The sequence below is a fragment of the Streptomyces sp. CY-1 genome (assembly GCF_047218265.1).
GTDB classification, from domain to species: domain Bacteria; phylum Actinomycetota; class Actinomycetes; order Streptomycetales; family Streptomycetaceae; genus Streptomyces; species Streptomyces niphimycinicus.
Genome location: NZ_CP178393.1, coordinates 5656996 through 5671205 on the forward strand (window position 1 = coordinate 5656996; position 14210 = coordinate 5671205).

At 66.9% G+C, this 14210-nt stretch carries 8 protein-coding genes, 2 rRNA genes and 1 pseudogene; 7 read left to right on the forward strand and 4 right to left on the reverse strand.

Translation table 11 applies throughout. From position 1 onward, the window contains the following. Nucleotides 1-18: 18 nt before the first annotated feature. Complete coding sequence (locus ACK1X7_RS24330) at nt 19-729, reverse strand: phosphatase PAP2 family protein (protein WP_385151096.1); 711 nt, start codon at nt 727-729, stop codon at nt 19-21. Between the two features lie 236 nt (nt 730-965). Then, nucleotides 966-1973, reverse strand: a complete 1008-nt coding sequence (locus ACK1X7_RS24335; RefSeq protein WP_361497791.1) for a bifunctional lytic transglycosylase/C40 family peptidase — start codon at nt 1971-1973, stop codon at nt 966-968. A 225-nt stretch (nt 1974-2198) separates the two neighbouring features. Here ACK1X7_RS24335 and ACK1X7_RS24340 point away from each other — a divergent pair, with 225 nt between their 5' ends. From ACK1X7_RS24340 to ACK1X7_RS24370, 7 genes and pseudogenes are all read left to right on the forward strand, one after another. Then, on the forward strand, nt 2199-2447 hold the full coding sequence (locus ACK1X7_RS24340; RefSeq protein WP_413115627.1) for a DUF397 domain-containing protein: 249 nt from the start codon (nt 2199-2201) through the stop codon (nt 2445-2447). Nucleotides 2448-2804: 357 nt separating this feature from the next. Beyond that, nucleotides 2805-3113: a hypothetical protein gene (locus ACK1X7_RS24345; protein WP_009716148.1), complete on the forward strand. Its 309-nt coding sequence runs from the start codon at nt 2805-2807 to the stop codon at nt 3111-3113. Between the two features lie 320 nt (nt 3114-3433). Then, on the forward strand, nt 3434-4324 hold the full coding sequence (locus tag ACK1X7_RS24350) for a hypothetical protein (protein ID WP_385151103.1): 891 nt from the start codon (nt 3434-3436) through the stop codon (nt 4322-4324). Beyond that, nucleotides 4314-5661 (forward strand): annotated as a pseudogene (locus ACK1X7_RS24355) (hypothetical protein). Before ACK1X7_RS24350 ends, ACK1X7_RS24355 begins: the two are co-directional and overlap by 11 nt. A gap of 2 nt (nt 5662-5663) precedes the next feature. Next, on the forward strand, nt 5664-7220 hold the full coding sequence (locus ACK1X7_RS24360; protein ID WP_390795059.1) for an SCO6880 family protein: 1557 nt from the start codon (nt 5664-5666) through the stop codon (nt 7218-7220). A 37-nt stretch (nt 7221-7257) separates the two neighbouring features. Continuing rightward, complete coding sequence (locus ACK1X7_RS24365) at nt 7258-8664, forward strand: ATP-binding protein (protein WP_216347769.1); 1407 nt, start codon at nt 7258-7260, stop codon at nt 8662-8664. Nucleotide 8665: 1 nt separating this feature from the next. After that, nucleotides 8666-10531, forward strand: a complete 1866-nt coding sequence (locus ACK1X7_RS24370) for a hypothetical protein (RefSeq protein ID WP_385151109.1) — start codon at nt 8666-8668, stop codon at nt 10529-10531. Nucleotides 10532-10700: 169 nt separating this feature from the next. Here the strand turns inward: ACK1X7_RS24370 and rrf are convergent. Next, nucleotides 10701-10817: ribosomal RNA gene (gene rrf, locus ACK1X7_RS24375) — 5S ribosomal RNA — on the reverse strand. Nucleotides 10818-10909: 92 nt separating this feature from the next. After that, a 23S ribosomal RNA gene (locus ACK1X7_RS24380) occupies nt 10910-14031 on the reverse strand. Nucleotides 14032-14210 lie beyond the last annotated feature (179 nt).

Consider the following 14210-nt stretch of genomic DNA (forward strand, 5'->3'; position numbering starts at 1 on the left):
GTATCCGTAAGGGAGCCGCTAAGCCGCCAGATCCTTGTTCTCGTGGTCGCCGCCGGCCGAGCGGGACTCGGAGAGTTCCGCACACGCCCCGTCCGCGCCCCGGTCGGCGGCGGGCTCGGCCCGTATCAGCCGGCCGACGCGCGAACTCGCGACCGCCGTGGTCAGGGGTGTCAGCAGCATCATCGCGAGCGGCGCCAGCAGCAGCGTTACCGCTGTCCCCAGGGCGAACCCGCCGATCACATCGGTCGGGTAGTGGACCCCCATATAGACGCGGCAGAACCCTTCCAGCAGCGCGAGCCCTATCGCGGCCACCCCGTAGGCGCGGTGGGCCATGAAGACGCCGACGGCAACCGCCATGGTCAGCGTCGCGTGGTCGCTGACGAACGAGAAGTCGGTCTTGCCCGCCACCAGGACGTCGAGCCCCTGATGGTCCTTGAAGGGCCTCGGCCGCTCGACGAAGCCGCGGATCGGGATATTGGCGACCAGCGCCAGCCCGGCGGCCAGCGGGGCCCACACCAGCCCGGCGACGGCCGACGGCGCCTCCTGCGGCCGCTTCCGCGCGCTCCACCAGGCGGCCAGGGTCACCAGGGCGAGCCCGATGATGATCCCGTACTCGCCGACGAACTCCATGACGCGGTCGAACCAGTGGGGGGCGTCCTTCGCCAGCCCGTTGATGTCGTAGAGAAGGCTGACATCGGGGTTCGACCCGTCCAGTGCGAGTCCAGCCATGTGCCGTAGCCCCTTATCTCTTGCCTGTCACTACGTGCAGCCGCCGACCCCCCGTAATGCCTTGCGGTCCGTGGCATCGCGACCGGCGCCGGAGAGTCCGCCGTCGATCCACGCTGATCCACGCTCCGATCCACTTCCAGGGAACTCCCTCTTCTCGCCAGGGGTTCCGTACTCCACCCAACGATCACCGGGACGTTATCGAAGGGTGACCGATCGTCGCAGCTCAGGGGGAATCCTTACGCGGAGTTCGCCCGCGGCAGCGCTTTCGCGCCATCTTGAGTCACCCGTGTAGCACCGATGTAGTCCGGCGAGTCGATCTTGTCAAAACGGATCACCGCACCGGTGTAGGGCGCGTTGATCATGTAGCCGCCGCCCACATACATCCCCACATGGTGGATGGATCTCGGGTCGTCGAGGTCATAGGCGAAGAAGACCAGGTCCCCGGGGAGCAGCTCGCTCCGCTTGGGGTGGGGTCCGGCGTTCCACTGATCGTTGGCGACGCGCGGCAGATCGATCCCGACCGTCTTGTACGCCGCCTTCGTCAGCCCCGAGCAGTCGAACCGCCCGCCCTCCTCCGGCGTGCCGTTCCCACCCCACAGATAGGGCTTGCCGAGCTGCTTCTGCGCGAAGTAGATCGCCCCGGCCGACTGCTGGGAGGGCTGGACCTTCTGGATCGGCGCCTCGAAGCTCTTGGCGAGGGTGGTGATGGTCTTCACGTAGTTCTGGGTCTCGCGGTAAGGCGGCACCCCGCCGTACTTGATCACGGCATAGGCGCCCGCGTTGTACGAGGCCAGCATGTTGTGCGTCTGATTGCCCGGCACGTCCTTGACGTACTTGGCGAGCGAGCAGTCATAGGCGGCCGCCGACGGGATCGCGTCCTGCGGGTCCCAGATGTCCCTGACGCCGTCCTTATTGCCGTCGACCCCGTGCGAGGCCCAGGTGGCGGGGATGAACTGCGCTATCCCCTTGGCGTTGGCCGGGCTCTGCGCCTTCGCGTTCCAGCCGCTCTCCTGGTAGAGCTGCGCGGCGAGGAGCGCGGGATTGATGGCGGGGCAGGAGTTCCCGTACCGCTGGATCAGCGGCTCGTACGAGGAGGGAACGGAGCCCTTCGCCAGCCCGACGGCTTTACCGCCCGCACCGCCGATGAGATCCGCCGCGACCATATAGGTGCCGACGACGAGCAGCGCGACGAAGGAAAAGGAGACTCCGATACCGACACTGACACCCAGCCAGACCTTACGCACCCGGCCATCCTCCCCCATCCGCCCGCGATGCGAACGCGTTTACGTCCGCACGGCGAAAATCAGCCGCTCCCCAGCCGAAACCATACGGCCGGCCGCCGACGCGCGCCCCCTTGCGCGCCGCCCAGCCGCCCCGCGCGCCTCACCGCTCCGCCCAGGCCGCCTCTCGCGGAACCGCGCACCGCGTAGAGTCCAGCCGTCCGAGCACCACGACCCTGGGGACCACAGATGACACGGCGCGACTGGCAAGAGCTCGACTGGCAGCGGGCCGCACCCGCCGACAGCGAGGAGGGCCGCGCCTACCTCGAGGTGGCCGTCGGCCCCGACGACCAGATCATGATGCGCGAGAGCAACGACCCGCAGACCGTGGTCGTCACGACCCGGAGCAAGTGGGAGGCGTTCATCAAGGGCGTCAAGGCGGGCGAGTTCGACGACTTCGCCGACCTCGCGGAGGCCGACGAGCCCGCGGGGAAGTGAGCGGCTGACGGCCGTTCACCGATGGCCCTCCGGCTCGCGCCGACGGCCTTGGCCGAGGGCCCTCACCACCGGTCCTCACCGAGGGCCTCACCGCTCGCCCTCACTGAGGGCCCTCACCGCCGGTCCTCACCGATCGTTGCCCGACGCCCACCCGCGTGATACACAGAGTGACCATACGACACTCCGTTGACACGCCTCACACGTCCGCCAGACGGCCGTGTCCTACAACACGCACGAGATCCGCCAAGAAATGCCGCCAAGTCGACATGCGGAAGCGGATTCATCAGCGAAGATAGAGGCTGACCCACGCCATGCCGGCGGGGGACACAACAACCCACAAGGGGCGGTGAGTTCATCATGTTCCTAGCGGCCGAAAAGGGCGACATCAACACCATCATCGGTGGAATCGCCCCAGACTGGGGCCCGTTCGGCAGTCTGGGCAGCGAGGCCCGCGTCATGATCGAGGTCGTGATGGCGGTCGCACTGCTGCTGTGCTTCGGCATCGCCATCTGGGGCGCGGCCAAGCAGCGGATCGGCGCGACGGCCCTGCGGGACACCTTCAGCGCGGAACAGGGCAAGGGGCTGATCGTCGCCGGCCTGACCGGTGTGTTCATCATCGGTTCACTGGGCACTCTCTTCACGATCGTGTACGGCATGGCCATCTAGCCGCGCCCCCGCCCGCCCCCGAGCCGCCCCCCCTGCGCGGGGCGCACACCCCTGGCCGCAAGCCCCGCTCCCGATTCCCCCTACCGGCCCCCCACCCCGTACCCGAGGCTGCTCCCTGATGCCCGCTCCCGCTCACCACGCTGAGGACGTGTCAGCTTGATGTCCACTCACACCAGCGCGCCCGAGCGTCAGTCCTCGCCGTTACCGTCGTATGCGGGTGACGGAAGAGGGACCATGGATGACGCGGCCGGCACGATCGGCAGGCTCGGCGGGATCAGCAGGCTCGGCATGCTCGGCACGGGTGAAGGGGCGTACGCAGGATGAGTCTCGGCGGCGACGACGGATACGGCGGTGACTACGAGGGCCATGAGGCGCGCCGCGGCCGCGGCGCGGCCCCTGGAGATCACCTGACGCGCACCCGCCTGCCCGAGGGCGACGGCGACCCCTACGGCCCGCCCCGCCGAGCCCCCGGCCGCGCCGGCAAGCCCAGCCGCAACCTGATCACCGTGGTCGGCGTCGTCGTCCTCCTCCTCGCGGCCATCGCCTTCGTCAACCGCGGCGGCGGCAAGGACGGCGACTCCAGCAGCGACGACACCGGCGGCACCGGCACCGAAGCCCGCCCCACCGCCCCCACGGGCGAGCGCCCGGTCGACGGCAAGAACAACACCACGGGCATCGCCTCGGGCTTCGCCAAGTCGGAACAGGGAGCCCAGAGCGCGGCGGCGAACTACGCGGTGGCGCTGGGGTCCGCCGATATGTACAACCGCGACCGACGCCATGAGATCGTCCCCCAGATCTTCACCAGCGCCGCCGCCGACCGGCTCCAGACCAGGCTCGACAAGGCGTACTCCGGGGCATCCCTGGAGAGAATCGGCCTGGACGCGAACGGTAAGGCGCCCGACGGCATGACCTACGTCTCGCGTACCGCCCCCGTGGGCACGAAGGTCGGCAAAGTCTCGGACACCAGCGCGACCGTCGCGGTCTGGTGCACCGGCGTATTCGGCACGGCCGGAGAGGGATCGAAGAACCCGGTCACCAACGACTGGTTCACCCTGACGCTCAAGCTGCGGTGGGTGAACAACGACTGGAAGGCCGAGAGCTACTCGCAGAAGGCCGGTCCGGCACCGGTCAACAGCGACCGCACCGCGTCCACGGCCGATGAGATCGCCAAGGCAGTCGAGCAGTACGGAGGGTTCACCTATGCCCGCTAGCCCCCGCCGACGCGCTCTCACCCTCGCCGGAGCCCTGGCTTCCGTGCAGACGGCAGCCATCCTCCTGGCCAGCCGCGCCGCGGCGGCGCCCTCGCCGACCCCCACTCCGTCGGGCAGCAAACAGGACGACTGCGAGCTCCTCCTCGGTCAGGTCCGAGAGAACTGCGAAAAGGGCGGCGGGCAGCGGCGGCTCCAGCGGCCCCCCCGACCCCTCCAACCCCCTGGACCCCGCCGCCTCCCTCGCCCGCGGCTGCGCCGACGCCGCCTCCTGGCTCGTCGGCAAGCTCTCCAAGCTGGTCAAGGAGACGGCCACCGTCGACTTCACCAACGAGGCTTTCCTCCGCCAGTACGCGGTCGTCTTCGCCGCCTCCACCGTCCTCACCCTCATCCTCTGGCTCCTCGCCGTCGCCAAGCGCGCCATCCGCGGCGTCCCCCTCGGCGAGGCGCTCTCCGAAGCCATCGGCTTCCTCTGGCTGACGGTCCTGGCCTCCGCCTTCACCCCCCTCATCCTCTATACGGTCGTCACCGCGACCGATGCCGTCACCGAGGCCATCGCCTCCGGCACCGGTGCGGACAACGACGCCTTCTTCGGCTCCTTCGCCCAGGCGCTCAAGCGGGACGAGGACATCGGCGGCGGCCCGATCATGCTCATCGTCGTCTCGCTCGTGACGATCCTCGCCGCCGGCGTTCTCTGCCTCGAGCTCGTCATCCGCGCCGCCCTCCTCTACGTGGGCGCGCTGCTCGGCACCGCCGTCTACTCGGGCCTCGTCGACAAGAACATGTGGGGCCATGTGCGCCGCTGGGCGGGGATCATGATCGCCGTGATCCTCGTCAAGCCAGTGATCATGATCGTGCTGGCCCTCGCCGGCGCGCTCTCCACCTCCGGTGACAAGCCCGACGCCTTCTCGGCCGTCGTCTCCGGCCTGTCCATCATCATCCTCGCCATCTTCGCCAGCGCGATGATCTACCGCTTCGTGCCCGGCTTCGGCGATGAGATCGTCAAGGCCCGCAGCGCCAGCTCCGACCCCGCGTCCCGCCAGGCCGCCGCCGTCATCACTTCGCCCGCCGCCCTGGTGAAGCAGGGCATCAACGCCCACAGCGCCCGCGGCGGAGGCGAAACCGGCGGGGGCGGCGGCGCGGGGCAGGCCAGGCCCGCCAACCCCGTCTCCGGCGGCGTGGCGGCCCACAGCACCCGCACCAGCGGCGGAGGCGGAGCCTCGGGCGGCGGGGGCGGCGGCTCCGCACCCGCCAGCCGCACCGGCCACACCGGAGGCTCCCGCGGCGGCTCCGCCACGAACCGCGGCTCCGGCAACAACTCGGGAGGTGACCGGCGGTGACGATCGACGCCCAGTCGCACCCCATCGCGCCCCGTCGCACATATCTGATCGGGCGCCCCCGCCCGAACGCGGTCGTCGGCAAGAACCGCGAGACCGGCGAGATCGCACTGATCATCGGGGGCGCCTTCATCGGAATGATGTGCGGCCTGCTGGTGCAGGTGCTGATGTTCCGCATCGTCGCCCTGGTCGGCTTCCCCACCCTCGCCCTCGCCGCCGTGTACGTCCCGTACAACGGGCGGACGTTCTACCGGTGGTTCGAGATCAACCGCTCCTACAAGCGCAGCGTCCGCAAGGGCACCACCGCCTACCGCTCCGGCGCCGCGGAGGCCGGCACCCGCCTCGACGGCCGGGAGATCGAGGTCGGCCCGCCCCCCGGCATCGGCCGGATCAACTGGCTGGCCGCCCCCTTCGGCCCCGACGAGATCGCCGTGCTCCTGCACGCCGACCGCCGCACCGTCACCGCCGCCATCGAGATCGAGGGCCCCGGCGTCGGACTGCGCGACAGCGAGGACCAGGAAGCCCTCGTGGACCGGTTCGGCACCCTGCTCAAGCATGTGGCCAACGGCGACGGTTTCGTGACCCGTCTCCAGATCCTGGCCCGCACCCTCCCCGCCGACCCCGACGCGCACGCCAAGGACGTCGAGCGGCGCGGCGACCACCAGGCCCCCAACTGGCTCAAGGACTCCTACGACCAGTTGCAGTCCATGGTCTCCACCTCCTCCGAGCAGCACCGCGCCTATCTCGTCGCCTGTATGCACTACACCCGCGACCTCGCCGCCGAGGCCCAGGCCATCGCGCGCGCCACCCGCCACAGCGGCGGCGGCCGCCGGCTCGACAGGGACGCGGGCCTCGCCGTGGTGATGGCCCGTGAGCTGACCGACATCTGTGCCCGGCTCGCCGAGGCCGACATCCGGGTGCGGCAGCCCCTGGGGCAGGGGCGGCTGGCGTCGCTCATCCACTCCATGTACGACCCGGACCACCCCATCGACCACATCCAGGCGATGACCAAGCGGAACGCCTGGCCCGCCGAGCTGGACGCCATGGAGCCCACCTACCTCCAGGCCAAGACGCGGGAGTCGAGCACCCGCGAGCCCTGGTGCCACTCCACGGCCTGGGTCAAGGAGTGGCCCATGACGCCCGTCGGGGTCAACTTCCTGGCCCCGCTGCTCGTCCACACCCCCGATGTCATCCGTACGGTCGCCGTCTGTATGGACCTCGAGCCCACCGAGGTCGCCATCGAGCGGATGCTCACCGAGAAGACCAACGACGAGGCCGAGGCCAGCCGCGCCGCGAAGATGAACCGCACCGTCGACCCGCGCGACATCGCCGCCCACGGCCGGCTCGACCAGCGCGGCGAGGATCTCGCCAGCGGCGCCGCGGGCGTCAACCTGGTCGGCTACATCACCGTGTCCTCCCGGTCCCCGGAGGCCCTCGCGCGCGACAAGCGGACCATCCGGGCCTCGGCGGGGAAGAGCTATCTCAAGCTGGAGTGGTGCGACCGCGAGCACCACCGGGCCTTTGTGAACACGTTGCCGTTCGCGACCGGCATCCGCCGATAGAGACGACTGGGACGACTGGGACGATAGGGGCTCCGCAGTGGCCGATCCGATGAGCGCCGTCACCGATGCGTTCACCAGCTTTCTGTTCGGAAAGGTGGAGACGACGCGGCTGCCCGTGCGCACCTCCACCGGCCAGGCGCAGGCCGTCTATCTGCCCACCGCGGCCCCCGGCCTCGGCGACTCCGGCGTGATCATCGGCCGCGAGGTCTACTCCGGCAAGGGCTATATCTACGACCCCTTCCAGCTCTACGGCCAGCAGTTGCCGGCCCCTCACTGGCTGGTGCTCGGCGAGTCCGGAAACGGAAAGTCGGCCCTGGAGAAGACCTACGTCCTGCGTCAGCTTCGGTTCCGCGACCGCCAGGTGGTGGTGCTGGACGCCCAGGGCGAGGACGGGGTCGGCGAATGGAATCTCATCGCCCAGGAGCTGGGGATAACGCCTATCCGGCTCGACCCCATGGCGGCCCTGGACGGCGGTATCCGCCTGAACCCCCTGGACCCGGCGATCACCACGACCGGTCAGCTCGCCCTGCTCCGTACGATCATCGAGGTCGCGATGGGGCACGGGCTCGACGAGCGCTCCGGGTTCGCCCTGAAGGTCGCGCACGCCTACGTCAACGAGACGATCGTCGACCGCCAGCCGGTGCTGACCGACATCGTGGAGCAGTTGCGCCACCCCGAGGCGGATTCGGCGGCGGCGATGAACGTCGATATAGACGATGTACGGGCCTGGGGCCTCGATGTCGCCCTGGTGCTGGACCGGCTGGTCGACGGCGATCTGCGCGGGATGTTCGACGGCCCCACCACGGCCGGAATCGATCTGGACTCACCCCTGATCGTCTTCGACCTGTCCCATATCGATCGCAACTCGATCGCGATGCCGATCCTGATGGCCATCGTGGGCGTCTGGCTGGAGCACACCTGGATCCGTCCCGACCGTAAGAAGCGCATCTTCCTGGTCGAGGAGGCGTGGCACATCATCAACTCCCCCTTCGTCGCCCAGCTCTTCCAGCGGCTGCTGAAGTTCGGGCGACGGCTCGGCCTGTCCTTCGTCGCCGTCGTCCACCATCTCTCCGACGTGGTCGACGGAGCGGCGGCCCGGGAAGCCGCGGCCATCCTCAAGATGGCCTCCACACGGACGATCTACGCCCAGAAGGCGGACGAGGCACGGGCCACCGGCCGCGTCCTCGGCCTGCCCCGCTGGGCCGTCGAGATCATCCCGACGCTCTCCCCCGGAATCGCGGTCTGGGACGTCAACGGCAACGTACAGGTCGTCAAACACCTGATCACCGAGGCCGAGCGGCCCCTGGTCTACACCGACCGGGCGATGACGGAGGACGGACTGGCCGTGCAGATGGCGGCCGAGGCGGAAGCCGAGGAGCGAGCCGCCGCGGCGATCGAGGCGGAAACCTACGGCGGGCCGTCGTACGGATCCACGGTGGCGTGAGATGGCAGCGGGACAGAACCACGGCGGGCCCGCGGAGCACGGAAGACCTCCGTCCGCGCAAGGCGGCATTCCGGACGGCCTGCTGATCGGCGCCATCGGCCTCCTGCTGGGCACGCTCGGCCTGATGTGGTCGGCGACCGGCCTGGCCGGGCTCTTCGCCCGCGGCGCCTGGCCGGACAACCTGACCTTCATGCGGACACCGGTGGCACTGCGCCATCTGGTGCAGGAGCCCCAGGACCTGGCGGCGGCATGGCCCAGCACCCCGCAGGACCAGCTTTCGGGGTACGGGCTGTTCTGGGGCGTCTTCATCAGTGAGCTGATGGTGCTGATCGTGCTGACGATCTTCGTGATCGGCACGCTGGCCCGCTACCGGACGGTCCGCACCCAGCGCCGCATCGACCGCGCGGAGGCGGCGGAGGCGAAACGACTCGGCCTTACGGGCGCGGGCGCCACCAAGGAGGGCTTCGGAACCGGCAACGGTACGAGGCCGGAGCCGACTCCCGGCACCGAGACGCCACCCCCGCCCGCACCAGTCCCTGGAAGCGGCCCAGCGGCCCCAGGAGCCGCCTCCGGCCCCGCCGCCGGCCCCTCTGAGGGCTCCTCGGCCTCCTTGCCCGAGAGCGCCGCTCCAGGCTCCCCCGTCGGGCCCCCCGCACCGGCCCCGGCCGAGGCGGTGCCCGGCAACGGCCTCGTCGCGCCCGCCGCGGGTCACGCCCACGAGTCCGTCGCCGCTGAGGCGGCCACCGGGACGGGCCACCAGCCGCATCCCCAGATCGCCGAGCAGCGGGCCCGCGCGCAGGGCGCCCCCACGGAGGACGCGACCACACTGCCCGCCCACGACGGCCTGTACGCCCCGCTCGGCCCCGACCCGGTGTCCGCTCAGCCGCTCCCCACCCCCCGCACCGACCCGCTGACGGCGGCTGGCCTTTCCGACGGCGAGTTGGCCCAGTCCCGTGTTCTCTTCGGTGCCCAGCGCGGCGAGTCCGCGGCCCGCACGGTCCTGGAGGCCGTCGGCCCCGTCCTCGTCGTCACCAGCGATCCCGAGCTCTGGTCCACGACCAAGGACGCCCGCGCCAAGCTCGGCCCCACCCACGTCTTCGATCCGTCCCATCTGCTCGACACCCCCGCCCGGCTGCGCTGGAACCCGGCGTCGGACTGCGGCTCCCGCGATATCGCGGCGGCCCGCGCCACCGCCCTCCTCGCCCCGGTAAGGCCCATGCACGCCATGGACCGGCCCATGGCGGAAGCCGCGGAGACGATGCTCCGCTGCTGGCTGCACGCCGCCGCCGTGGACGGCCGGCCGTTCCGCCATGTGCACCGCTGGGCGCAGGGCAGTTCGGCCCACGAGCCGGTGAAGATCCTCCGTACGCATCCCAAGGCGGCGGGCGGCGCGGCAGGCGAGCTGGAGGCCACGCTCACGGCACACCGTGAACGCCGCGATATGGCCCAGGAGCTGACCGCCCGTGCCCTCGGCGCGCTGTCCTCGATCCACATCCGGGACGCCTGCAATCCGGGACGCGCCGACACGCTCGCACTGGAGTCATTCGTCGCCGAAGGGGGAACGCTGTATCTGATGGGTGAGTCCATCGAGGACCCCCGAACCCATCCGGGTGCGATGCCCCTCTTGACCGCACTCGCCTCAGACGTGGTCGAGCACGGCCGGCGCATGGCCGAACGGTCATCCTCCGGTCGGCTCGACCCACCACTGACCCTCGTCCTGGACGACGTCGCCGCCGTAGCCCCGCTCCCGGCGCTTCCCGATCTCCTCACCCAGGGCACGGCCCAGGGCCTGCCCACACTGGCTCTGATGCGCTCCCAGGAACAAGCCCGAGCCCGCTGGCCCCACCGCTCCCTGGTCTGCCAGTAGTCAGCCGGGCCGGCTGGACACGGACGGTCCCCGCAGAGGCTCCCGGTCAGCCGTCTTCCGTGCTCGTGCACACGTGGGGACGGATATCGCGGCGCGCGGCGAATAACGAGGCGAACGCAAAAAAGCCTCGGTCCCGAGCACTAAATGCTCGGGACCGAGGCTAAAAATTGTTCGGCGGTGTCCTACTCTCCCACAGGGTCCCCCCTGCAGTACCATCGGCGCTGAAAGGCTTAGCTTCCGGGTTCGAAATGTAACCGGGCGTTTCCCTAACGCTATGACCACCGAAACACTATGAAACCTGAACCGGAACCACACCCCAAGAGGGGGGTTCAAATACGGTTCGTTGCTTCAGAACCAACACAGTGGACGCGAGCACCTGAGGACAAGCCCTCGGCCTATTAGTACCAGTCAACTCCACCAGTTACCCGGCTTCCATATCTGGCCTATCAACCCAGTCGTCTACTGGGAGCCTTAACCCATCAAGTGGGTGGGAGTCCTCATCTCGAAGCAGGCTTCCCGCTTAGATGCTTTCAGCGGTTATCCCTCCCGAACGTAGCCAACCAGCCATGCCCTTGGCAGAACAACTGGCACACCAGAGGTTCGTCCGTCCCGGTCCTCTCGTACTAGGGACAGCCCTTCTCAAGACTCCTACGCGCACAGCGGATAGGGACCGAACTGTCTCACGACGTTCTAAACCCAGCTCGCGTACCGCTTTAATGGGCGAACAGCCCAACCCTTGGGACCGACTCCAGCCCCAGGATGCGACGAGCCGACATCGAGGTGCCAAACCATCCCGTCGATATGGACTCTTGGGGAAGATCAGCCTGTTATCCCCGGGGTACCTTTTATCCGTTGAGCGACGGCGCTTCCACAAGCCACCGCCGGATCACTAGTCCCGACTTTCGTCCCTGCTCGACCCGTCGGTCTCACAGTCAAGCTCCCTTGTGCACTTACACTCAACACCTGATTGCCAACCAGGCTGAGGGAACCTTTGGGCGCCTCCGTTACCCTTTAGGAGGCAACCGCCCCAGTTAAACTACCCACCAGACACTGTCCCTGATCCGGATCACGGACCCAGGTTAGACATCCAGCACGACCAGAGTGGTATTTCAACAATGACTCCACACTAACTGGCGTTAATGCTTCACAGTCTCCCACCTATCCTACACAAGCCGAACCGAACACCAATATCAAGCTATAGTAAAGGTCCCGGGGTCTTTCCGTCCTGCTGCGCGAAACGAGCATCTTTACTCGTAGTGCAATTTCACCGGGCCTATGGTTGAGACAGTCGAGAAGTCGTTACGCCATTCGTGCAGGTCGGAACTTACCCGACAAGGAATTTCGCTACCTTAGGATGGTTATAGTTACCACCGCCGTTTACTGGCGCTTAAGTTCTCAGCTTCGCCACACCGAAATGTGACTAACCGGTCCCCTTAACGTTCCAGCACCGGGCAGGCGTCAGTCCGTATACATCGCCTTACGGCTTCGCACGGACCTGTGTTTTTAGTAAACAGTCGCTTCTCGCTGGTCTCTGCGGCCACCACCAGCTCAAGGAGAAAATCCCATCACCAGCAATGGCCCCCCTTCTCCCGAAGTTACGGGGGCATTTTGCCGAGTTCCTTAACCATAGTTCACCCGAACGCCTCGGTATTCTCTACCTGACCACCTGAGTCGGTTTAGGGTACGGGCCGCCATGAAACTCGCTAGAGGCTTTTCTCGACAGCATAGGATCATCCACTTCACCACAATCGGCTCGGCATCAGGTCTCACCCTTGAATGAGGAACGGATTTACCTACTCCTCGGGCTACACCCTTACCCCGGGACAACCACCGCCCGGGCTGGACTACCTTCCTGCGTCACCCCATCACTCACCTACTACAGGTCTGGACCGTCGGCTCCACCACTCCCCTCAACTCCGAAGAGATCAGGGCGGCTTCACGGACTTAGCATCGCCTGGTTCGACGTTGGCGCTTCAAAGCGGGTACCGGAATATCAACCGGTTGTCCATCGACTACGCCTGTCGGCCTCGCCTTAGGTCCCGACTTACCCTGGGCAGATCAGCTTGACCCAGGAACCCTTAGTCAATCGGCGCACACGTTTCCCACGTGTGTATCGCTACTCATGCCTGCATTCTCACTCGTGAACCATCCACAACTCGCTTACACGGCTGCTTCACCCGGCACACGACGCTCCCCTACCCATCACAACGGTCGTTGGACCACATGCTGCAATGACACGACTTCGGCGGTACGCTTGAGCCCCGCTACATTGTCGGCGCGGAATCACTTGACCAGTGAGCTATTACGCACTCTTTCAAGGATGGCTGCTTCTAAGCCAACCTCCTGGTTGTCTCTGCGACTCCACATCCTTTCCCACTTAGCGTACGCTTAGGGGCCTTAGTCGATGCTCTGGGCTGTTTCCCTCTCGACCATGGAGCTTATCCCCCACAGTCTCACTGCCGCGCTCTCACTTACCGGCATTCGGAGTTTGGCTAAGGTCAGTAACCCGGTAGGGCCCATCGCCTATCCAGTGCTCTACCTCCGGCAAGAAACACACGACGCTGCACCTAAATGCATTTCGGGGAGAACCAGCTATCACGGAGTTTGATTGGCCTTTCACCCCTAACCACAGGTCATCCCCCAGGTTTTCAACCCTGGTGGGTTCGGTCCTCCACGAAGTCTTACCTCCGCTTCAACCTGCCCATGGCTAGATCACTCCGCTTCGGGTCTTGAGCGCGCTACTCTAACGCCCTATTCGGACTCGCTTTCGCTACGGCTTCCCCACACGGGTTAACCTCGCAACACACCGCAAACTCGCAGGCTCATTCTTCAAAAGGCACGCAGTCACGACGCAGAGACGAATCCCTGCGCGACGCTCCCACGGCTTGTAGGCACACGGTTTCAGGTACTATTTCACTCCGCTCCCGCGGTACTTTTCACCATTCCCTCACGGTACTATCCGCTATCGGTCACCAGGGAATATTTAGGCTTAGCGGGTGGTCCCGCCAGATTCACACGGGATTTCTCGGGCCCCGTGCTACTTGGGAAATACTCAAGCAAGTTGCTGACATTTCAGCTACGGGGGTCTTACCCTCTACGCCGGGCCTTTCGCATGCCCTTCGCCTACATCAACAATTTCTGACTCACCGACCAGCCGGCAGACCGATCAAGAGCACTCCCACAACCCCGCATGCGCAACCCCTGCCGGGTATCACACACATACGGTTTAGCCTCATCCAGTTTCGCTCGCCACTACTCCCGGAATCACGGTTGTTTTCTCTTCCTGCGGGTACTGAGATGTTTCACTTCCCCGCGTTCCCTCCACATACCCTATGTGTTCAGGTATGGGTGACAGCCCATGACGACTGCCGGGTTTCCCCATTCGGACACCCCCGGATCAAAGCTCGGTTGACAGCTCCCCGGGGCCTATCGCGGCCTCCCACGTCCTTCATCGGTTCCTGGTGCCAAGGCATCCACCGTGCGCCCTTAAAAACTTGGCCACAGATGCTCGCGTCCACTGTGCAGTTCTCAAACAACGACCCGTACCCCGTCACCCACACTCACCGCATGGTTCACCGGGACCGGCCGAAGGACGAGCGTGTTTCCAGCCCGTGCCCTCAGACACCCAACAGCGTGCCCAACACCCTCTCTCCGCTCACTCTGTGTTCCACGCCGAAGC